Source organism: Marinobacter sp. S0848L (assembly GCF_023016065.1).
In the GTDB taxonomy this organism is placed as follows: Bacteria; Pseudomonadota; Gammaproteobacteria; order Pseudomonadales; family Oleiphilaceae; genus Marinobacter.
The window spans coordinates 100,546-122,656 of the sequence record NZ_JALKAQ010000003.1 but is presented as its reverse complement, the minus strand read 5'-3'; the positions used below and the strand labels follow the sequence as shown (position 1 = coordinate 122,656).

Genomic DNA, 22,111 nt, shown 5'->3' with positions numbered 1-22,111 from the left:
AGCATTCATGCTCGGGCGACGGCACACAGTCTAATACAAGCTGCGGGGTATTCGGTACCCTGCAAGCATCTGCTGTGTGAACGGGTTGGTATTACTGGCCGCATGCAGGCGGTAACGCATCTCGCCATCGTCCACTTTGAACATCACATCCACCGCATTACTGCTGACTCCAGTGATTTCTGCTTTGTTCAACAGCCGGAAGAGCGCCCACGGGCCACGTTCGGAAATGCTGCGCGGTGAGCGGTTTACCTGTATCGGCACCAGGGTAATCCGGCTTTCCACGCTGTCACGCAGAGTGTTCGGCCAAACCAGCGGGATGCTTTGGCGAGGCCCATGGGAAAACTCCACCAGTTGCCCGTCGATATTCACCACGGCGCGGCGCTTGTTGTTGGTCAGGTTCAGCGGCTCTAGCGCGAACTCAACATCCAACGTGCCACTGCGGGTGAAGAACGCCTGGCGAATCTGGCGGGCCCGTTCCAAGGCGGCGCGCACATCGCGGCGCACCAAGCTCGCGCGGCGGGCATCGCCGACCTGTTCAGGGTGGTCTTCCAAAAACAGCTTCAGGTTATTGTTGTAGAAAGACTCCAGAATGCCGTCGGGAGCGAAGAAGCGCTCGAAATCCTGCAACGCGGCATCTCGGCTTGCGTCTGTCGCAAACGGGTAATGCCGGGCAAGGGTTTGCTGGAACGGCTGGTACACTTCCCGGTACCACTCCCGCTCAAGCTGGGCCACGGCACGATCAAGCACCACTCGCCAGCTTTCGGTAGCCAGTCGGCTTAACAGGCGGTTCAGCGGCTCGGGCTGATGACTGGCCATGCGCTGGAGCGTGAAGATGGGGTCTGACCCCTGAAGGGCCATACGCGCTCGGGCAGCACTCAGTGCAGCCTTGCCGGAATCCGGTGATTCCTGAATGCTGCGCATGTACTCGTGCAACTCGGCTACCACCACCATGACTTCTTCCAGACCACTGGGCTGATCGCTGTTTTTGCGAGTCAGCCGGTTCAGGTCGTCAAACTGGCGCTCGATATCCTGTAGCATTCGGTAATGCGGCGATTCCTGCAGTAACTTACGAGCCACTTCGGCTTCACCTTCACCGGCAGGAATCAGTTTGGTATTGGCCTGCACCTGGCCAAGCAGACGCGCCAATGGCTGATGGCCGCTGGTCAGGCTTTCAAGAATACGCACGCCATGATTCAAGTCTTCAAAACGATGCACATCGATTCGGCTGAGCGCGGTGCGCCACACGTTGGCGTAGTTCTCGGCATAGAGGGTCTGCAAGCTCGACAGCAACTCGGCTTCATCAGCTTTACTGAAATCTACGTCATTCCGGCGCCCTAACACCCAGGCATCCACCAAGGCCAGCTCCGTCACCGAGCTTGATTGACGCAGGAACCATTTTTCCAGGCCATCCCGGGTCAGCAGTGCCGGAATGGAGAGCGGGTCGTCCTCTGCCGGCAAGGCGTCGCCCTGCGGCTCGCCGTAGGCATCCACGCGAGTGAAGACAGTGGCAAAGGCCGGGCCAGAGCTACGCGCCAACTCCAGCGGCGACTGAAAATCCCGACCGGCTTCAACTTTCAGATCACGATACACCCTGTCCGGGGTGCTGATCCGACCCAATTCGTGCTGCGCCCACTGCACACTGCTCCGGAAAGGTGCCAGTGCCATGCTCGCAGCCTGATCACCTTCGGCGGCCATACCCGCAAGGTTGGTGTGCGCCATCGCGTACTGCAGATGGCTGTGCAGCCGGTTCTGTACTTCCCGCTGGCCGGGGAAGCGCGCCTGCCAATACTCGCGCATGTATTCCGATACGATGTCGCCACGGCGGCCGCTTTCGTCATACATCATGCGCAGAACCCGCAAATGCTCCAACCGCTCGGTGCTGTTATCCGGCGCTTGCCCCATCTCTTCCATCACACCGAACATCAGCGCTGGAAGGTATTGATAGGCCAGCATATCCAGATAGGCAGCATCCACTTCCGGCCCAACTTTATGGCCTTGATACAGGCCCATGTCGGTTACCAGCGGCCACTCTTTACGGTAGTCGCCGAACGCCAGGGTGGCTTCTCGAAGCTCATCCAGTGGCTGCAGCAGGTTGCGGCCGGTTGTGTCCGGCTCGTAGCCAACCGGCTGCCAATCGTTCAGGAAGGCGTTAACCCGGTTTTCCACCTGCGCCGCAGCTTCGGCATTCTTGATGAAATAGTGCTGCCAGCCGGCCGTCATACCTGCGCCGGCACACAGAGCGACAATTGAAGCCATCGCGACTTTGCGGTGGCGCTTTTTGATCACTTTTCGGTTATCACCGGCCAGACCGGCCTCGCGATAGATCACACCCGGGAACAGGTTCTTGGTGAACAAACTGACTGACTGGGCATTCCGCTGCGCCGGTTGAATCGGACCGCTCATCTGGTAATTACGGGCGGCGGCGGCCACGAAGGCATCTTCAGGCACCCCTTCCTGCAGAACGGAGGTGAAATACGTCCCCCGCACCAAAGCCGGTGTCGAGAAAGCGTCGGCGGACAGCAAGTCGCTGAGGAACTGTTCTACCGCCGGCTTGAGGCCCGCCAGCTGGCGCGTGAAGGAATACGCTGCCGCCCGTTCTTCAGCGTCCCGGGTATCGGCAAGCACGTCTGGTAAGCGCTGGCTCAGTTCATCCACCAATTCGGTGTATCGTTCCGCAAACTGTTCAAGCCATTCGTCGTGATCTTGCTGGTTATCCAGCTGGAAGGTGAAGCCGAGCGCCTGATCTTTTTCGGCCTTCGACATGGCCCTAACAAACGGGGCAAAGCCGTACATCAAGTCCATTTTGGTGAAGGTGACGTACACCGGAAGGCGCGAGCCCAACTGCTCCATGAGCTCCCTTATCCGTGTGCGTAATAAAATGGCGTGGGCTTCCCGCTGTTGCTCATTGGCCGTGCTCAATCGCGCCAAGTCTACGGCAAGGATCAGGCCGTTCAACGGTCTTTGCGGACGGCTGTTTTCCAGCCAGCCGATGAAGTGGTTCCACAACCGGTTCTGGATTTCACCCGAGGCCCCTTCGCCCTGGTTCTGGCTTAGCAATTCACCGTCTGGATCAATCAGAACGCCGTTATCACCAATCCACCAATCGAAACCGAAGGGGTTGCGATCACTCCGGTTATTGCGCGTGACGTTGGTCAAGGTGTAGGTTTGCCCTGAGCGCTGGATCAGACTTGTTTTACCGGCGTCTTCAAGCCCCATCACCAAATACCACGGCAGGCGATACAAACCTTTTCGGCCCGGCAAGTTGCTCTTGAGTGCCTGTAACTGGCGATCCAGTAACCGTTGTTGCCGGCGCTCCATGGGGAGAATCGGGTCTTCTTGCTCTTGTTGCTCGGCCGCTTTGGTCTTATTGACCTTGCTCAACCGGCGAGCCAGCGCCATGCCCCAGAATATGACCACCAGCAGAACAACGCCGAGAGTCACCAGCGCCCGCATCTGCCAGGCCACCAACGGGTACTCGCCGTTGATCTCCAGCCGTGGCCCTAACCACCAAGTCGCAACCAATAGGGCGATCACGCCCAGGGTCAGCGTGACCGGGGCGGCGTTACGAAGGTATGGCAGCAGCCATCGACCAATGAGTAATGCTTTTCTCCACATGGTTTCCATTCCTGCGTTTAATGCGTGTGGCGATTACGCCAGCCGTTCCATTTGTTTGATCAAAGCCGGTTCCCAGTCTTCCAGAACCAACCCTTGAACCTGCCCTTGCAGGTCCTGAATTTGCTGTGCAGCCATGGCTTTCAAGCCGCTTTCTTTCATCAGTTTTGTCGTCGCCAGGCGCCAGTAGAATTTCTCCCGGGGCTCACGAGCATCAGCCAAACCTTGCTCCAGCAACTCCAGAGCGGATGACAGCTTGTTCTGCTGCACCAACTCCAGTGCGGTTTCCAGAGCCTGCTCCCAAGGGTTTGAACTGCCGCCACCGGCTTTGGCCGAAGCCGGGACTGTATACATCCACTCCGCTGCTTGTTCACTGAGAAACGGTGTTTGGTCGTTGAAGGTCAACTCGGCGAGCTGAGGCAACCGTTCGACAAATTGCTTTAACGCGTCCCGGATTGCTTCTGCGCAGCGGTTATGGCCCAAAGCTTGGGCGGCGCGGGCGCTCAGCCAATGGCCATCGAGCCAGAACGGGCTTACTGACAAACTTTGTTCAATGCGCTGCCACAGGTCGATATCGGGCGTTTTTTCCAGCGCCTCTTTGTAGTCCGCAACCCGGTCTGCACTGACTGCGGCCAAATCGGTACGAATGCCGTCCCGTGTCGGCGGCAGGCTGGTGATGTTTTGCCAAATGGCGTAACGGCGCAGCTGATAGCCCAAGGGGTTGTCCGGTTCGGTACCGGTCAGCAACTCCGCCACTTTCAGCAAGCTTTGGCGGGTTGCTCGTTCGTTGCCCGGGTCCAGAGTGAGATTGCCCAAGGCCGCCGGAGCCGCAGCTGACTGTGCCGGTGCTTGAGCAGGTTGCGCTTGTGCGGGACTTTCCGGTGCAACCGTTGAAGCCGGTTGCTGGCTGCTGCCTTGATCCGGCTTTGGCAACTTATCCACAGCCCGCTTCAACTCGAACAGCGGGTCATCCGGTAAATCCCGGTTCCGCGCCTGCTCATCCAACCTGGCAATCAAGTCCAGGCAAAACTGCCGCCCATCACCCACACTGGCATCAAAACCCAGACCGTCCACGCTTTTAACCGCACGCTGCACAATCTGGGTGAACAGCATTTTTCGGGCCCGCTGTCCCTTGGCTCCCGGGTAAGGCCACGCGCTTTCCCACCAGTCATCCAACACTCGATGCAACAGATACAAGGACAAGGCGAAGTGCTCGCCATCCTTGCCCTGCTGCAAGCTCAGCATGAAAAAGCCGAGCACTTTCAGGTCTTTGCTTCGGTCGGCCAGCAGTTGCAGAGATTCGCTCTGCACTTTTTGCCAATTGATGTCGTTGTGAGCCAGCGAGCCCACCTTCATCACTTCGTCTTCCAGAAACTCCAGCACGGAATCGTCGGCAAGGTTGTCCCCCACCCCGGAGTCCCCTGGAATGGCGGCGAGAACCTGATCAACGTATGGATGCTGTTCAATCACTTGCATAGCACTCTCCTCACCAGCCACAGGCTTGTCGCAGCGGGCGAATGGCGTCGCGGTAACCGGTCAGGTCAAACAACAAGCCATCCAGCTCCGGTACGTCTGCCTGAATACGAACATCTGGCTGGTGTACGATATCAAGCACCGCACGTATTGCCGGCAGGCCACGGCCAGCACTCACCACCAGCCCTTCATCCCGCACTCGCCACTGACCGGGTGCCGATGCCAGCGCAACATCTACACGCTCCCGGCTGATCGGTTTCGGCAACATCACCGTCAATTCCGTGATGTTGTTGTGGCACTGGAGTGTCAGCACCGGCCGCGGAGGCTGAGCCCCCAAAGCGGCTACCGTTACCATGTGTCCGGCGACCGAGCCGGTATCGCGGTAGATCGGACCACTGGCATCGCTTTGACCCGCTTGCGCAAAGGCCTGGCGCCAACGTTCGGGCTGGTTAATAACCGCGTCGCTGGCGCCGGCTTCGTATCGAGCCAGTGGGGTATCAAACACCTCATCAAAGCACGCCAAGCGGGCCAGCCGATTGGCTTCTTCGGTGCAGGCTTGAGCATCGCTCAGGCGGGTATCCGCTTGCCCGGCGCTGCTCATCAGCACTAGTGCGAGGCCGAGTAAGTGGGCTCTGGTTTGGTCTTTCAGGGTCATACGTCGGTTACCTGATACTTCAGACATTTATGGGCCAGTGTTCGCTTGGGTAAACCCAAACTCTCGGCGGCCTGGGCCCGGTTGCCGCGGTATTGCTGCAGGCGTTCCCGAATGATGGCGGCCTCGAATGCTTGTGCGGCGGCTTTCAGATCCCGAATTTCCTCAGCCACGGGGATGCCCGGAATCGTCGCCACGTCTGCGACCGCAGGGGCGGCGTGCCCGGCGTCCATCAGCAGATCATCCAATCGCAGTGCTTCGGGTTGAATGTCGCCGTTGGCGGCGGTTTGCAGACAGGCCAGCTCAATGATGTTGCGCAATTCCCGCACGTTGCCGGGGAAGCCATAGCCTGCCAGTCGCTTCAACGCGTGGCTGCTGATGCCCAGCGGTCCACTGCCTTCGCGCTCAACGTAGAGCCGGATGAAATGCCGGCTCAACGCTTCGAGATCGTCGGTCCGTTCGCGCAGCGGAATCACCCGCAGCGGGAACTGGCTGAGGCGATAGAACAGGTCCCGGCGAAACAGGCCGTCATCAATGCCTTGCTGCAGCGGTTGGTGGGTTGCGGCCACCAAGCGGAAGTCTGAAAACTGTTCTTCCCGAGCGCCCAAGGGGCGGAACTGCCGGCTTTCCAGAACCCTTAACAATTTCGATTGCAGGGCCATGGGCATGTCGCCGATTTCGTCCAGAAACAGGGTGCCGCCGTTGGCCTGCGCCAATAGCCCTTCTTTGGCTTGATCGGCACCGGAGAAGGCGCCTTTGGTGTGGCCGAACAGTTCGCTTTCCAGCAGAGTGTCGGGGATGGCGGCGCAATTCACCACGACCATCGGGCCTTTCGCCCGCTCGGATAGGTCATGAATGCCTCGGGCAACCACGTCTTTCCCGCAACCGGTTTCACCCTGGATCAGTACCGACAGCTGGCTGCTGGCCGCGCGCACGACTTGTGCCCGGAGGTTGGTCATGGCTTCGGAGTTGCCCACCAATGTGTGGGACAGTTGCTGGCAGCGCTGGCGTACACTTTCGGCATCGTGCAGGTGGTCCAGCGAGCGTTTAAGCATGCGCCGCTGCCAGACTTGGTCACGGGTTTGCAGTTGGCTGATCCATTGATGCACCAGCAGTTGTTTCAGGCCGGTGTACAAGGGTTGGCCGATAATGCTTTGCCAGTCGTCGTGGTCACCGCACAGGGCGAGTACGCCAAGGGTGCGGCCGTCTGCGCCGGTGAGTGGTTCGAGCCAGAAGCTTCTGGGGCGGTCGCTGTGTTCGAACAGGGTTTGGAAGCCGGTGTGGTCAAGCCGGTAACTGGCTGCGCGGGTGAGTTCGCGCGGCTTACCAGTTTGCAGTACGTGAGCGAAGGGGTGGCTGAAGTCGCCACAGTCGAATTCGCTGGCATCACCTAGCTGGCCGCAGTGGAGTGTTCGGCCACTGAGGTCGAGTTCTAGCGCCCAGCATTTGCTGAGGCCAAAGGCGCTTTCGAGTTGGCGGGTGGCTGTGTCGAGCAAGGCAGGGAGTGTGTCCTGCTTGATCAGTGCTACCGCCAGTTCTATGCCGGTGTGCAGTTCCATCTGCATCCGTCCCATGCTTTCTACCCCAGAACAATGACTTAGGAGATTGTCGCCCGCGCATCCTGCGGGGTGGCTTTCCAAAACACGCTGTGAATACATCCTTGTACGCTCCGCTCCGCCATCCATGGCTCCGCAGGGTTTTGGAAAGCCACCCCGCAGGCTACGCTCCGTTTCTATAGGCCGTCAGGCAACGACCCCGGTGAACTTTCCGTCGTTCACCCCCAAGGTGACCTTGGTCACCGGCTCTCGTGCCGCCAGTTTTTCCAGCAGCGCCAAGGATACCGGTGGCAGCAATTCACCTTCGATGATCGATTCCAGCATCCGGGCGCCGTTTTCACTTCGGGTGGCGCGGCTGCGGATGGCTTCTACCAGGCCGTCTTCCAGCGCCACTTCGGTGTGGTAGCGGGCCGTGATTTGGTCAGCAAGGCGCTGGAGTTTATCGCCCACGATGCGGTTGAGGGTGTCTTCGCCCAACGGCAGGTAGGGCACCACTTCCATGCGCGCCAGCAAGGCCGGTTTGAAGAAGTTGGCCAGTTCCGGGTAAAGCGCCTCTTCGATCTTTTCCGGCTCTTCAGCGTGGTTAACGATGGTTTGGTAGCCAAGGTTGGAGGTCAGGAAGAAGACTACGTTTTTGCAATCGATCAACCGGCCTTCGCCGTCTGCCAGTTCGCCTTTGTCAAAAGCCTGATAGAACAGGTTGAGGACTTCCGGGTGGGCTTTTTCGACCTCGTCCAGCAACACCACAGAGTAGGGTTTCTGACGGATGGCTTCGGTGAGGATGCCGCCTTCGCCAAAGCCAACGTACCCCGGGGGTGAGCCAATCAGGCGGGAAACGGTGTGTTTCTCTTGGTACTCAGACATGTTGATGGTGGTTAGGAACTGGCGGCCGCCGTAGAGCAGTTCGGCCAGTTGTACCACGGTTTCGGTTTTCCCCACGCCACTTGGGCCAACCAGCAGGAAGGCGCCCATGGGGCGGCCGGGCCGGCGCAGGTCGGCGCGGGCGGTGAGCAGGTGCTGGTGCAGGCAATCGATAGCGGTGTCCTGGCCTTTGATGTGGGCCTGCAGGTATTCCGGCAAGTGGGTGATTTTTTCCAGCTCGTCAGTGGTCATGCGATTGACCGGAATGCCGGTCCAATCGGCGATCACTTCAGCCACTTGGCGGGCATCCACGCGGGCGTGAACCAGCGGTTCGTCGGCTTGAAGTTCCGCCAGTTCCTGTTCGATGGCTGCGGCTTCGCTTTTCAGGTCCGGGCGCTCTTCGTTGTCGGCGTCGGCCGTTGCTTCCGGAGCTTCCGACACTTCTCCGGTGAGCAGTTGTTCGCGGATTTCGACCAAACGGGCCACCAGCTCTCGCTGGTCGTTCCAGCTTTGCTCCAAGGCTTCGGACTCAGCGGTAAGCTCGGCAAAGCGCTGCTCCAGCGCCTGCTCTCGTTCATTATCGACCGCTTGGCCTAGCGTGTGTTCCCGGCTCAGCAGGTCTTGTTCCATGGCCATTTGGTGCAGTTCGCTGCGCACGTGACTTAGCCGGCGTGGCGGGGTGCTCAGGTTCAGGCTGACGCGGGCGCAGGCGGTGTCCAGTACATCGATGGCTTTGTCCGGCAGTTGGCGGCCGGCCAGATATCGGGCAGACATTTCAGCGGAGGCTTTCAAGGCGCTGTCGGCCACCAGCACTTTGTGGGCTTTTTCGTAGACGGTGCGCAGGCCACGGAGAATGTGAACAGCCTCACCCGGCGTGGGCTCGTCCAGCGCCACGGGCTGGAAACGGCGGCTCAGGGCCGGGTCTTTTTCGAAGTATTTTTTGTACTCGCGCCAGGTGGTGGCGGCAATGGTGCGCAGCTCGCCACGGGCCAGTGCGGGTTTCAACAGGTTAGCGGCGTCTGAACCGCCCTCGCTGTTACCCGCGCCAATCAAGGTATGGGCTTCGTCGATGAACAGGATGATCGGGGTAGCAGAGCCTTTGACCGCTTCGATGACGCCTTTCAGGCGCTTTTCGAACTCGCCTTTCACCGAGGCACCGGCTTGCAGCGCGCCCATGTCCAGGGTCCAGAGTTCAACGTTTTTCAGGCGGTCCGGCACATCGCCACTCACAATCCGCAGGGCCAGCCCTTCTACCACCGCACTTTTACCCACACCGGCATCGCCCACCACAATGGGGTTGTTCTTGCGGCGACGGCAAAGGATATCGATCATTTGGTCGATTTCGGCATCCCGGCACACCACGGGGTCGAGTTTTTCGTCCCGAGCCAGCTTGGTGAAGTCTGTGGCGTAACGCGTGAGCGGGTCCATGTCGGCTTCGGTCGCTGGCTTGGCCGCACCGTTTTCTGCCAGCTGTGGGCGTTCCACAGAGCCTTCGGTTACCCGGTCGAACTGCTTACGCAGTTGTTCACGGTTAATGTCCACCAAGGCTTGAGCAACTCGTGGCATCAGGTAGCGGTCGGCGTTCATCAACAACGCCAAGAACAAGGCGCCAGAACGCAATTCGCTGTGGCCGAGTTCGGTTGAGGCCAGCAACCAGGCGTCCTGCATCAGTTCCACCAGCAAGGGTGAAAAGGACGGGTATGGCTCGGCGCTTTGTGGCTCGCCGTTCAGGCTGTCGCCCACCAGAGGCTGCAGTTGCTGATGGTTGATACCGGTTTGTTCGAGAATCTGACGCACATCGGAAAACGGCGTTTCCAGCAGTTTGAACAGCAGGTGTGCCGGCGTAATTTCCGCCCCTTGTCGGCTGATGCACAGCGCGGCAGACCCTTCCAGAGCCTGACGGGAAATCTCGTTAAGGCGCCCGATCAGCGCCGGTAGTTCTACCCGAATCACAGTGATGTCCTTATTTCGGTAGTTGTTCCAGTACGCTGAGCACATCCCTGATGCGTTCGTTCAGCGCTACGTTATACAAGTGATAAATCCCGACCATGGCCGCGGCAAACGCGCCGGTGATGAGCCAGATGGGCAAGCCCGTTCGCAAACGGTTGCGTGCCGGCACGACGTTTTCCGAGGCATCGGCCAGCGGCTTCGGGTCCCGATCTCCGCGCAAATCACGCAGCTGTTCGTACAACCCGCGAACAATTTGCTCGTACTCATCACGGCCGCTTTCCATGACCTTGTAGCGGCCTTCAAAGCCCAGACACAGGCACAGATAGATGAAGCCGAGCATGTCACGGTAGCGTTCCGGCTCTTTCTCCATGCGCGCCAGAATTGCGAACACTTTTTCGCCGCCCCAGGTTTCGTTGTGGAAACGCGAAAGCAAAGAATGCTGCGACCACACGCTGTGTGCGCCCCAGTCGGTGCCCAATACGGCTTCATCGATAAAGGCACAGAGCACGTAACGATAGGCCACCACGATGGGCCGCTCATAACCTTGTTCAATCAATTCGCGGTCAATGGCCGCCACTTCATCGACGACCTGCTGGTACAGGCTTTCGACATCGTGAAAATCGGCCAGCCGACGAACCCGAATGACCAGCCCCAACAACGGTGTGCTGGCATCAATCAGTCGATTTTCTTCCAGTCCGCGCAGCTGAAAGTGGGTATCACCCAACTCGGTGCGGCGGCCAGTGTTATCGGTGTCCGCGAACAACAACTCACTGAATGCACTATCACCCGTGTCCGTGGTGGTATTTGGTCGATCCATTACCGGTGCATTGGTCATTATTTAGCTCCTGATTGCCCAGAACTGCATTTCCAGCCCCGGATAGCTGCCTGCTACGTGGAAGGCAAACCCGCTGGCGTTATCGAGCATTTGCCAGGCCTGGCTTTGGTCATCTAACCGGAAATACACGAAGCCGGCGTGATACGGCAACTGGCGCGGTGCCACAGGCAAAGCCGACAGCGGAATACCCGGTAGCTGCAAGCTGATGAGGTCGCGGATTTTTTCCACAGAGGCCACTTTGCACTGCTGGGTGAATTGCTTGCGCAGGTCGTCCAGCGGCATATCGGCCTTCACGGCCAGAATGAACTCGGCATCCTTGATCAGCTGACCGTCCTGAACCGGTGCCACCGTCAGTCCGTATTGACGCTGCTGCAGGGCAATCGACAAGGCTCGTGGCTCCAGCACGGTGCTCAGAGCTTGTCGCAGCACCTGCATCAGCGGGCTGAAACAGCCTTCGGGCAGATCGTGATCATAGGGGGTGTATTCCCTCGGCATACGGCTTTCATCGGTAAACGTCACCAACTCGCCACACAGCTCCAGCAAGGCTTCGTACAACCGCTCGGGATGCAACTGACGCAAGCGTGCCAAATGCATGAATTTAGGGTGCGCACGGTTCAGCATTTGCAGCAACATGAAGTCGGAGACATCGGCGACACCGCCCTGCCCCGGCGCGCCTACTCGCTCGGCAATGTTGCGGGCACGCTCCTGCATCAAACCGGCCATTTCGCCGACAAATCGCTGCAAGCGAGGCGCTGCACGCACGCTGAGCATGGTGGGCAGGAAGTTAGGGTCCATCACCAAACTGCCGTCTGGCCGCTTCTCCAGAATTCGGCCAATGGCCAAGGCCGCGTAGGCGCTGCGATCTTCACGCTCCAGCATCAAGCGCGGTGCGACTCGCCCGACATCGATGCTGTGAGCATCGCCATCAATGGAGTGCAAATCGCGAATTTCCACAGACAACGCCCTGAAGCGCCCGGCAACCGGCGCATCCGGCCACTCCACTTCCGCCAAGGAATCACTCCCGAGAGGCAACGCCAGATACACCACCTGATTGGCCACCGAAGCATCGGTAATTTCCAAAGGCTCTGGCATCACGTCGTCTTGCGGCAGATTGAAGCGCGTGCCGTCCGGGAACAATCCTGTAGCGCGCACCAGACCCACCCGGCCAAAACTCAGATATTCGGCGTTTAGTTCCAGATCACTGAAGCCGTAGAGGTAGTCCGAAACCGCCAGCGCGCGCTCGTTGATCTGATGCTCCAGATACCGTTGTTGCTGCTGGAAGTGCTGTGGTTTGATGAACAGACCATCACTCCAGACCACTCGATTGCTAACAGCCATCAGCTTTCATCCGAACGTGTCAGTTTTACTTCCCGCTCTCGCAGGTTGACCAGCAAATGGTAGTTGCCACCAATGGGGTCGACCTTCACCACCTTTTTCCACTGCGATAAGTTGGGGTACGCGTAGAAGGCAATCACACCGATAAACCGAGTGTCTTCGCTGATCTCGAACGGCTCCACAAACTTGAACTGGCCCGGTACGAGGGTGTAGTCGCTGTGGTCCACGTAGTTGCGACCCAACGAGTCTTCCAGGTTATTCAGTAACTGGTCGAAATCACCCGCCATCAATAGCGAACTGTCGCGAAGTTCAATAATCTGAAACGCGATCGGCGTGGGCGCCAATGACTGGTTCGGGTTGACGCTCGGTTCGGCCAGCATGGTCAGGTCTACCCGGCTGGGCTGATCTTCCGGGTAGCCCACAGGAATATCGGGGTCCCACAACACTTTGGCGGTTTTGGTAACGGCGTTGTAGGGGGTGCTGCACCCCACCAGCAACATAACCATCGTCAGCAAGCTCCATTTGCAGTACTTCACTAGCCATTCTCCCTCTGTAATTGGCGCAAGTGTTGGTCGTAAGCCTGGTCGAATACCTCTTGGAAAAGACGTTCAAAACCCTGCTGACGACTGGATCTAAGTTCTTGGTAGTAATGTTGATACATGTCCCAGGCCCAACGGCCCTCGTCTTCGTTGTCCTTGAGCCCACGGCGGTATCCGTGGAACCTTCTCAGCAAGGCCTCCGGCGAGAAGGCATGCAGAATCGCGTCCAAGGCTTCGCGAATGGCTTCCTGCGTGGCCCGCTGGTGGTGGTTCAAGCTGTCCAGGCTTTCTCTCACCGCAGCAGGCGCAGATAGGTGAACCGGGCTACGTTCGGCGGCAAACAGGGTTTGAATGGTGCCGTGGTAATCGTTTCCCAGTCGCAGCGGGTTGTCTTCAAGGGGCTGCAAGCGGGTACGCAGCGCCTGATGCCGGGTATCTTCGCTCTGGTGCAGCGTAAGCAAGCCATCCACCACGGCTTTCAGGGTTTGCCCGGCTTCTTCCAGAAACAGCTGCATGTCTTCGCTGTCGGTAAATTCAATATTCGCCTGCAGCCCTCGCAATAAGGGCGCCCCACTGATGTGCTGACGGCTGGCATCCCGGATGGGTGCTCTGGTGTCTGACATTCCCTGTCGCTCCTTTTCCTGATCACTCTGATTGCGGGCCGTGCGGTTCACCGGTAGCCCCATCGCCACATCCCGGTTTTCCCGATATTCCTCATCCACATCAGTAGAACCGGCAAACCAACGCTCCTCGCTGGCCAGCAGTTCTGGCGTTGATTGCTCATCCGATGCCTCTGGCTTCTGCCAAGGGGCCAGTGGGTCGTTACTTTGAGGCGCGTCGGCCGGGTTTTTCAGCCCCGCCAAAGGCTCGCGGCCTTCCGGCAACGTCTGGCGCTGACTAGATCGCAGCAAGTCGCCTTCATCCACATTCACCAACCGATGATCTTCGGCGCTGGGCTCGTTCAACTCGCTTCGCCCTGAACAACCACCCTGCAACTCCGCCCGGATTTGGTACCGGCCAATGCTGACGGTATCGCCATGGTTCAGGCGCGCTCGCCGTCCACGACCTACGGGCTGGGTGCTGCTGTTGATAAAGGTTCGGCCGCTGCGATCGATCAGGCAGAAACCGCCATCCAGAAAACGCACCTCGGCATGCCCCGCTACCGCACCGGTACGGTGAGGCGATAAACGCCAGGTATCGTTGGCCGCGGTGCCTATCGAACCCCCGGTTGCGCTGAAACGGTGTTCGATGTTGGCACCACCTCCCGCTTCCGTGGGGTTGGTGATCACCAAGGTTAATTCTGCTGTTTGCGTGGTCACTCTTGGCTCCTTGCCTTAACGTCTGATCTGGATTCGAACAGCGGGGCGTTTGCTCGCCCGCTCTGGCGTCACGAACGAATTCCACCCCAAACGCACCTCTTGCCCCATTTGCATGGGCCGTATGTCTTTCGGTCGCATTTCCAGCTCAAGGTCATAGGCCAGCTGCTCCCGTGTGGCAAACTCCACCAACTTAACCAGCCGTTCATGCTCAGCACCGTTGGGCAGGAAATCGGCAAAGCGCTGTCGGCTCAGGTTACGTAGCCGAAGTATGAATTTGCCGCTGCGGTCCCGAATGCTCGACCCTAACAACGTGTCATGGCCGAGGCTGGCATTCGCTTGCCCCAGACGAGTTTGCTGGTCTTCTGCGATCGCCACTTTTCGTAGCACCCACTGTTCAATACTGACATCATCCAGATCAAAGCAATGAGCAACGATCCCGCTGACGACTTCCGGAGACCGACTACGCCCCGCCATCAAACCGGCATACGCCAGCATTTTCGACCAGTTCACCGGCGTGGCCTCCCGGAGGCGGCGATCACCCAGCCCCGTCAGGGAAAACACCAGTTCCGAAAACCCGTCACTGGCACCCGGCTGAAATCGAATGTAATAGCGGTACTTGCGCCAGGCCCGGTGAAACAGGGTCACCAAGCGGTGGTTAAAGAAGTCCAGAAAATGCCGGCGTACGCCCAGATTCTGGCCCGCTTCCCACGCCAGATCCTCCAGGTAATACCCCGGTAACGGCGACTGGGAACCGTGTAATCCGAGAAAGCTCACTTCCATCTGGTAGGGCGCATGCTCGTGCTCCGGCGATAACGCCGACACCACATCACTGCCCGGAAACCCCAGCCCGGCTGAGGCGGAAAACCGGATGCGCTCTTGCACTGAATCACCCGAGCCGGAGCGTTCCAGATCATCGCCATGGTGCCGGTGAATCAAATCCACCAGCTGGAAAAAACTGTAGCGCCGCGCGTTGCCCAGAACGGGTTCCAGCCCGGCTACATCAGCGGCTGCTGACCTTGCTGTAACGTCCATGTGTACCGTTCCTGATTCTCTGTATTCACCACTTCCAGCTGGTGAAAGGCGTTAATGCTGGCGTAGAGCGCAAAGAACTGGCTCAACACCGTGCCAAACAGGTACAAATCGCCTTCACTGGCGAAATTCTGTTGGTCGAGTTTTAGCACTGACCGGATACCCCGCACCGGCAAACCACGCACCATCCGGTCTACCGGTTGCGTGCTGATGTCGCTGATGCCCGCCAGCCGCTTCTGAGACACCCGCTCAGCCTGGCGATCTACCAGTGCCCGAAAGTCGTATACCCGCAGCACGGTGCGCAAGGCATCCACATCGAGCATCGACAGGTAGTTCAGAGACAAGTTGGAAATCAGCGTCCATAACAAACTGCCATCCAACGTGGGTCGCAGAGTGGCGGTGGGCCGGGTAATGTTGCTGAACGAAGCGAAGGCCGGTGTGGTTTCGGTGGCCATGCAGATCTCACCCACCGCCAGCTGTTGCGGCAGTTGCCGGTTGGTGCAGGTAAGCGTTAACGAAACCGCTTCCTGGCGATTCAGGCAGTCGGATTCGTCGGCGCGCACGAAGGAGATGTAGTGATCAAAGCCATCGCCCCGAACGCTTTCGCGGGTGCGCACGCGGTAATACAACGCGGTGCGGCCACGGTCCCGTTCCACTTCATGCTGAAAGCTCTCAAACGCCGTGTATAAACGAGGTTCGCCCCGGCCCGAGCGACCTTCCAGCCAGCCTTCAACTTGTTCGATGCTGAACACTTCGTAGTGCTCGGGGCAGCGGCTGGACGGCGAAATCCGGTACTCGGTTTCACGACCGTTCAAATCCACCGGTTCGCCTTCGTGGCTGAACAAATTCACCGCTGGCGTGCAATACAGCTGCAGGGAATCCCGGGTGACTCGGGTGTCCGGCGGCAAGATACGGCTAAAGTGGAAGCGCAGGCTGATCTCGTCGGCCTGAACTCCGGGTAGGCGCTGCTTCAATCCGGCGACATCGATAAACCGAAACGCCTCGGGGAAGCTCAGGTACTCCTGAATAATCCGGTAGCCGGAGTAAGCATTTTTCGGATACGGCAGCATGGCTTCATCTGCCGCAAAGCCGACCGGTTTGAGTAACGATGTGGGCAGGCTGTATACGCTGTCGCCCACAACTAGCTCCATACGGCTGAGATAGTGATTCAGCCACAGGTACAGAGTTTCCGCGGTGTGGTTGTCGCCCCCCAGATAAAAACGCAGGCTGTCCATGCCCAGTTGGTTCAGTGGCTGGTCGGTGTGCAGGGCCAGATCGACCGACACTGAAGACACTTCGCGGGAATGCTCGGCGTGGGCTTCTGCCACGCTGACGGGAAAGATATCCACAGCCCGGCAAGTACGGAAACGGCACTGGGTTTGACGGGTGCTTTCACCCACGGGTCGGCTTTTGATTTCGGTATGGCGTTCCACCCGTTGGCGTTCGCTGATCGCATGTAGCTGGGGGTCGAAGCGCATGATGGTGCAGCTGGGCACGGGCCGCAGGTAGTTAGGCCAGAGCATGTTGAGCAATGAGTGCGTCAGCTCCGGGAATTCGTCTTCCACTTTTTCGCGCAGCTTGCCGGTCAGGAAGGCAAAGCCTTCCAGAAGGCGCTCTACGTCTGGGTCGGTGCTTTGTTCGGATAAAAATCGGGTGAGCTGCGGGTGTGCATCGGCAAATTCCCTGCCTTGCAACCGCAAAAAGCTCAACTCATCCCTGTAGAACCGATTCAACTTCATAAATACTGCACCAGTCTGGCTCCGAGCGGTTAGTAGGGGGGCTATCCAACCGCTCTCATCCTTGCCTTTAACCACTCGGATTTATGCTATCCGGTAGTACCGCTTTTCATCCAACACCAGATCGATCGTGGTTCTGTCATCACTTCCCGTGACGCTCAGATAAACCGTGACCTGAAACTTCAACTGCAACGGGTTTGGGCCCGGCGGCAACGCCACCACGTCCACCCGTTTCACTCTGGGCTCAAACTTCTCGATACACTGACGGATCGCCCCGCGAATCTGGATACTCAGATCGTGCGTACCCAAGGTGGCGTCGTTGAAATCCAGCAAGCCCAGGTCCGGAACGCTTGCGCTGTTGCCAGGGTGGGCGTTTAGCAAACGCACCAAGTGGCGCTTGATGGATTCCACCACATGGGTCACTTCTCCCATGCCCTGCCCTGCGGGGGCGGCAGCCTGTTCAAGCCTTTCGAACAGACTGCCGGTGTTGCGAACGCCGTCAGTGGCTGTGTCGCCGAACACGGATTAATCCTTGTCCAGTCGACCAACCAGCGAAAGCTCGAAGTTCGCGCCCATATACTTAAAGTGCGGGCGTACCGCCAAGGAGATCTGGTACCAGCCCGGATCGCCCTCAACATCCGACACCACAACCTGCGCGGCGCGCAGTGGGCGACGGCTGCGAACTTCCGCCGGTGGATTTTCCTGATCGGCTACGTACTGGCGAATCCAGGTGTTCAGCTCGCGCTCCAGATCCTGACGTTCTTTCCAGGAACCGATCTGTTCACGCTGCAGCACTTTGATGTAGTGTGCCAATCGGTTCACGATCATCATGTAAGGCAGCTGGGTGCCCAACTTGTAGTTGGTTTCCGCTTCTTTGCCTTCCTTGGTGTTCGGGAACTGCTTGGGCTTCTGCACTGAGTTGGCAGAGAAGAAGGCGGCATTGTCACTGCCCTTACGCATGGTCAGGGCGATGAAACCTTCTTCAGCCAGTTCGTATTCACGACGGTCGGTGATCAACACTTCAGTCGGAATCTTCGCTTCCAACTGGCCGAAAGACTCGAAGGTATGCACCGGCAAGTCGTCCACCGCGCCGCCGCTTTGGGGGCCGATGATGTTCGGGCACCAGCGGTATTTGGCGAAGCTGTCGGTCAAACGGGTGCCCAACAGGTAGGCAGTATTGCCCCACAGGTAGTGCTCGTGATCGCCGGATACGTTTTCTTTGTAGTTAAAGCTGCGCACCGGGTTTTCCGTGGGGTCATAGGGTGTACGCAACAAGAAGCGCGGCGCAGTCAGGCCCAGATAACGAGCGTCTTCGGATTCACGCAGGGAACGCCACTTGGCGTATTTCGGGCCTTCGAATACAGCGCTCAGTTCCTTGATGGCCGGCAGCTCCTGGTAGCTGTCCACGCCAAAGAACGACGGAGCCACGGAAGACAGGAACGGTGCGTGAGCCATCGCGCCCACGGACGACACATACTGCAGCAGCTTCATGTCGGGCGTAGAGGGGCTGAAGGCGTAGTTACCCACGATAGCGCCAACAGGTTCACCACCAAACTGGCCGTATTCGGCCGAGTATACGTGCTGGTAAAAACCGGTCTGGGTCACGTCTGGAGCAAATTCGAAGTCTTCCAGCAGTTCCTGCTTGGTGGCGTGCAGGATGTCTACTTTGATGTTTTCACGGAATTCGGTGCGGTCGACCATCAGTTTCAGGCCGCGCCAGGAAGATTCCAGCTCCTGCAGTTTGGGGGCGTGCAGAACTTCATCCATCTGCGCGCTGATCTTGCGGTCCAGCTCTACCACCATCTGGTCTACCAGAGCTTTGTTGACCGGCTGGCCTTTTTCGTCGCTTTTTAGCAGGTTGGCAATAAACGTTGCAACGCCTTTGCGTGCGACATCGTAACCTTCGTCAGCCGGTGCCATGCGGCTGTTGGCCATAACCTGGTCAAGCAGAGAGCCCTCTGCCACGGATTCGGAGGCAGCAGATTGCTGCACAGCAGTATCAGACATACCACATCCCTTCAGTACGTAATTGATAATTGGTGTTGGGTGTAACCGGTGCCAGAAACGCGCTTATTCGTCGTTTTCGGTTGCCAGTTCCAGTTCCGCCAGCAGCGATTCCCGTGCGCGTTCGTCGTCCAGCAGCTCCTGAAGCTTGGAGCGGAAGGACGGCACATTGCCGAGGGGACCTTTGAGGGCCACAAGCGCTTCGCGCAGTTCGATCAGCTTTTTCAGCTCCGGAACCTGGCGGGCAATACTGTCAGGCGAAAAGTCTTCCAGACTTTCGATCTGCAGATTCACCGGAAGGTCATCAGCGCCGTCTTCGAGCTTGTTAGATACGGAGGTTGAGAGCGTAAGGCCAGCTTCCTTCATGACAGAACGGAAGTTGTTCTTATCCACAGAAATGGCTTTACGGTCTTCAATGGGGGTTTCTTCAGCATGGCCCTTGAAATCGCCGACCACAAACATCTTCAGCGGCAGTTCGGTTTCAGCCTGCTGATCGCCGGTGGCGGGGACATACTTGATATTAATGCGCTCTTTCGGCGCGACAGAACCATCTTTACCAGACATGACTTGCTCCCTGTGCAATTCATTTGCAGCGTATTTCATTCCTTTGTGCCTGCCATCCTGGCAAACAACAGGCGAAACTGTACACCTGTGTACGGTCTATCTCAATAAGCCTTTGGCCATAATTGGCTCAAAATGAGCACTCGGGCAAACTTTTGCCAGATTGCCGTAATGCCAAGTAGAGCGCTCTTTTAGTCAATGACGAGCCCCGCACCCAAAGCTATACTTCGCTGACCTTTATAGGAAGCAACCATTCACACCAAGGACCACAACGATGAGTGACCTGAAAGCCAAGTTTGAAGAGTCAGTAAACTACATCCAGACAGCCGAAGGCGATTTTCAACCATCCAACGAACTGAAGCTGGAATTCTACGCCCTGTACAAGCAAGCCACCGAAGGTGATGTTTCAGGAAAGCGTCCCGGCATGATGGATTTCGTTGGCCGCGCCAAGTACGACGCTTGGGATAAGCTGAAAGGTACTTCCAGCGAAGAAGCCATGCAGCAGTACATCGATAAGCTCGAATCACTGAAGTAAACCGTTGCAGTCGTAGCCGCTGGCCATTACCGGCGGCTGCATCCACGTTCCACAACGTTTCTCTTCCGCTCCATCTTTGCGCCTTTCAAACGTTTGTCATATGATGCGCGCACCATAAGAACAACAAGTCATTCGGAAGACCTTACACATGGATATTACTGGAGCGCTGGAGCAGTCACGCCCCGGCTTGGTGAACCTTGTTCAAGCTGCTATTCACAAACGCGAACTCAACCAGCGGGCAGAACAGACCTATCTGCACTGGATCAGCCGTTACGTGCTGTTTCACGATCTGAAAGACCCCGGCACCTTGTCCGACGACGATCAGGCGCATTTTTTTGCGTACCTGAACGAACAGTTGAGAGTGTCCCGGGCCCGGCTCAACCAGGCCAGACAAGCGCTCGAGTTTTTCTACGACGACGTACTGAGCAAGCCGGAGCAACAAGACAGCGCTGCGGCCTGAGCCAACGGGCGGTTACGGCCGCTCGGTCATGTTCACATTCAGCGCGTCGTAGGTTCGGTTCTGAGGCGGGCGGATCACGTAGTTGTTGCTGTGTGTCTGCCCCGGCACCACTTTCGGGTTTGCGAAACGGATATCCACAGGGATTTCTGAACGCCCCAGATCGGTCCGCTCGTCCCTGGGCTGAAGAGCCAAGGGATCAAGATAAAAGTCTGCGTCTTTTCCTGCCTGTACCGGTACGCCCGCTGCAGGCGCAGCGAGCCCGCCCTCTATAACGGTATTCGCCAACACCTCTTCATCCATTGAGCGGAAAGGGATGGTATCGATGGTGGAGCGCTCTTCGTATTCAAACACCGGGGCATCGGTATCACTGGCTGGTGCCTGACCATAAGCCGGCAATGACAGCCCAATTCCTAGCATCAATCCGATGCACGCTCTCCAAAAGCCGTGGCCTGACGTTTTTTCGATGGTGTAGTTAGCGGCATTCATGGCAATCGTCCTGATCAGACCGTACACCCCACTGGACATTGGAGTGACAATTTTTTGATCAGTGTATCGTCAAAATTGACAATTCGCTCACCAATTAGACGATTTTGTGACAGCTCTCACTCGCCGGGCGCGTTGGCGTTATACCGAATGCCTGTAATAACAACGTTTTTCCAGGCATCGGGTGTTTTCACCGAGACTTCGTCGTCCAGGTGTTTTCCAATCAACGCTCTCGCCAGCGGTGCATTGATACTCAAATAACCTTTGGTCAGATCAAACTCGTCCGCCCCTACCAAACGATAGGTTTGCTCCTCGCCGTCTTCGTCCTCGACCGTTACCCAAGCCCCGAAATACACGCGGGTCTGGTCGTCCGGCAGCCGGTCTACGACCGTCAGCTCATCCAGCCGTTTACTGAGAAAGCGCACCCGGCGATCAATCTCTCGTAATTGTTTCTTGCCGTAGATGTATTCCGCATTTTCAGAGCGATCGCCTTGAGCGGCCGCTTCGCGCACGGCCTGGGTGACCTCGGGTCGCTTGATTTTCCACAGGTACTGAAGCTCTTCTCGCAGCGTCTGCTCTCCCTCCGGAGTAATGTAGCGGGGCGGATGTCCGGAAGATGTGGGTTTTACCATGATACGTTTGCGCTCAACCTGACTGAAGAATGTGAGGGCATAAAAAAACCCCGTGGATCACGGGGTATAAGGCTAGCGCTGTGCTGGAGGAAGAAGCAACCTTGTTGGGCCAGCTTCTTCATCTACACTATCCATTATGCAGTTTGACCATTACCCGGCGGTGGCCACTGCATTACCTTTTGGCAAGAGCCCACAAGCTCGTGCATCGAAAAATTAGGTTGCGCACTCTAGACACTATCGCTAATTTTCCCCTCACTAGCCCTTACTCACCATTTTGTGGAGACACACCATGAACACTCAAAAGATTCTGAATCTGGCGCTGGAAGGCGTCGATAGCATCGGCTTTAAACTGGACGAACTGGGCGTTACCAACAAGGTAAACCGACACAACATTGCGGCGTTCATGATGGCTGAGCAAAAGCATCTGGAGGGTGAATGGGACAGCCTGCAGGTAAAAGTGGATCACCGCCGCGCTCAGTTCGAAGCGTTGCTCAGTCCTTTAATGGCGCAAGTTAACCGTTTCCGCGCCAGCCACTGAG

General features: G+C 57.7%; 19 protein-coding genes. 3 read left to right on the top strand and 16 right to left on the bottom strand.

The features are described 5' to 3' along the window. Positions 1 to 30 precede the first annotated feature (30 nt). From tssM to tssB, 14 genes are all read right to left on the bottom strand, one after another. The gene (gene tssM, locus MWU64_RS05635; protein WP_247062354.1) at positions 31 to 3,624 is read right to left on the bottom strand and encodes a type VI secretion system membrane subunit TssM; all 3,594 of its coding nucleotides are present in this window, start codon (positions 3,622 to 3,624) and stop codon (positions 31 to 33) included. A gap of 24 nt (positions 3,625 to 3,648) precedes the next feature. After that, the gene (gene tssA / locus MWU64_RS05630) at positions 3,649 to 5,088 is read right to left on the bottom strand and encodes a type VI secretion system protein TssA (protein ID WP_247062352.1); all 1,440 of its coding nucleotides are present in this window, start codon (positions 5,086 to 5,088) and stop codon (positions 3,649 to 3,651) included. Positions 5,089 to 5,098: 10 nt separating this feature from the next. Continuing rightward, complete coding sequence (gene vasI, locus MWU64_RS05625; protein ID WP_247062343.1) at positions 5,099 to 5,740, bottom strand: type VI secretion system-associated protein VasI; 642 nt, start codon at positions 5,738 to 5,740, stop codon at positions 5,099 to 5,101. After that, entirely contained in the window at positions 5,737 to 7,302 is a 1,566-nt protein-coding gene (locus MWU64_RS05620) for a sigma-54-dependent Fis family transcriptional regulator (RefSeq protein ID WP_247062682.1), read from the bottom strand. Before MWU64_RS05620 ends, vasI begins: the two co-directional genes overlap by 4 nt. Before the next feature lie 177 nt (positions 7,303 to 7,479). Then, entirely contained in the window at positions 7,480 to 10,107 is a 2,628-nt protein-coding gene (gene tssH / locus MWU64_RS05615; RefSeq protein ID WP_247062341.1) for a type VI secretion system ATPase TssH, read from the bottom strand. Between the two features lie 10 nt (positions 10,108 to 10,117). Beyond that, positions 10,118 to 10,939, bottom strand: coding sequence for a type IVB secretion system protein IcmH/DotU (icmH, locus tag MWU64_RS05610; RefSeq protein ID WP_247062331.1), 822 nt, complete (start codon positions 10,937 to 10,939; stop codon positions 10,118 to 10,120). A gap of 3 nt (positions 10,940 to 10,942) precedes the next feature. Continuing rightward, complete coding sequence (gene tssK, locus MWU64_RS05605; protein ID WP_114335287.1) at positions 10,943 to 12,277, bottom strand: type VI secretion system baseplate subunit TssK; 1,335 nt, start codon at positions 12,275 to 12,277, stop codon at positions 10,943 to 10,945. Then, on the bottom strand, positions 12,277 to 12,810 hold the full coding sequence (gene tssJ, locus MWU64_RS05600; protein ID WP_247062321.1) for a type VI secretion system lipoprotein TssJ: 534 nt from the start codon (positions 12,808 to 12,810) through the stop codon (positions 12,277 to 12,279). Before tssJ ends, tssK begins: the two co-directional genes overlap by 1 nt. Then, positions 12,810 to 14,132 carry a type VI secretion system-associated FHA domain protein TagH gene (gene tagH / locus MWU64_RS05595; protein WP_247062319.1) on the bottom strand — a complete coding sequence of 441 codons (1,323 nt, stop codon included), beginning with the start codon at positions 14,130 to 14,132 and terminating at the stop codon, positions 12,810 to 12,812. The genes tssJ and tagH overlap by 1 nt, the downstream gene beginning before the upstream one ends. A gap of 15 nt (positions 14,133 to 14,147) precedes the next feature. Beyond that, positions 14,148 to 15,164, bottom strand: coding sequence for a type VI secretion system baseplate subunit TssG (tssG, locus tag MWU64_RS05590; RefSeq protein ID WP_247062317.1), 1,017 nt, complete (start codon positions 15,162 to 15,164; stop codon positions 14,148 to 14,150). Next, positions 15,128 to 16,900 carry a type VI secretion system baseplate subunit TssF gene (gene tssF, locus MWU64_RS05585; RefSeq protein WP_247062316.1) on the bottom strand — a complete coding sequence of 591 codons (1,773 nt, stop codon included), beginning with the start codon at positions 16,898 to 16,900 and terminating at the stop codon, positions 15,128 to 15,130. The genes tssG and tssF overlap by 37 nt, the downstream gene beginning before the upstream one ends. An 81-nt stretch (positions 16,901 to 16,981) precedes the next feature. Beyond that, entirely contained in the window at positions 16,982 to 17,419 is a 438-nt protein-coding gene (gene tssE / locus MWU64_RS05580; RefSeq protein ID WP_114335282.1) for a type VI secretion system baseplate subunit TssE, read from the bottom strand. A gap of 3 nt (positions 17,420 to 17,422) precedes the next feature. After that, the gene (gene tssC, locus MWU64_RS05575; RefSeq protein WP_133007098.1) at positions 17,423 to 18,904 is read right to left on the bottom strand and encodes a type VI secretion system contractile sheath large subunit; all 1,482 of its coding nucleotides are present in this window, start codon (positions 18,902 to 18,904) and stop codon (positions 17,423 to 17,425) included. Positions 18,905 to 18,967: 63 nt separating this feature from the next. Further along, positions 18,968 to 19,465, bottom strand: a complete 498-nt coding sequence (gene tssB, locus MWU64_RS05570) for a type VI secretion system contractile sheath small subunit (RefSeq protein ID WP_247062305.1) — start codon at positions 19,463 to 19,465, stop codon at positions 18,968 to 18,970. Positions 19,466 to 19,736: 271 nt separating this feature from the next. Between tssB and MWU64_RS05565 the strand changes: the two genes are divergently transcribed. Both MWU64_RS05565 and MWU64_RS05560 read left to right on the top strand, forming a co-directional pair. Then, a complete protein-coding gene (locus tag MWU64_RS05565) occupies positions 19,737 to 19,997 on the top strand; it encodes an acyl-CoA-binding protein (RefSeq protein ID WP_199005683.1) in 261 nt (86 codons plus the stop codon). Positions 19,998 to 20,145: 148 nt separating this feature from the next. Beyond that, positions 20,146 to 20,457, top strand: coding sequence for a phage integrase N-terminal SAM-like domain-containing protein (locus MWU64_RS05560; RefSeq protein ID WP_247062286.1), 312 nt, complete (start codon positions 20,146 to 20,148; stop codon positions 20,455 to 20,457). A 12-nt stretch (positions 20,458 to 20,469) separates the two neighbouring features. Here the strand turns inward: MWU64_RS05560 and MWU64_RS05555 are convergent, their stop codons facing one another. Both MWU64_RS05555 and greB read right to left on the bottom strand, forming a co-directional pair. Continuing rightward, a complete protein-coding gene (locus tag MWU64_RS05555; protein WP_247062284.1) occupies positions 20,470 to 20,943 on the bottom strand; it encodes a hypothetical protein in 474 nt (157 codons plus the stop codon). A gap of 116 nt (positions 20,944 to 21,059) precedes the next feature. Beyond that, entirely contained in the window at positions 21,060 to 21,572 is a 513-nt protein-coding gene (greB, locus tag MWU64_RS05550; protein WP_247062282.1) for a transcription elongation factor GreB, read from the bottom strand. A 289-nt stretch (positions 21,573 to 21,861) separates the two neighbouring features. Here greB and MWU64_RS05545 point away from each other — a divergent pair, with 289 nt between their 5' ends. After that, entirely contained in the window at positions 21,862 to 22,110 is a 249-nt protein-coding gene (locus MWU64_RS05545; protein ID WP_247062271.1) for a hypothetical protein, read from the top strand. Position 22,111: the final 1 nt, after the last annotated feature.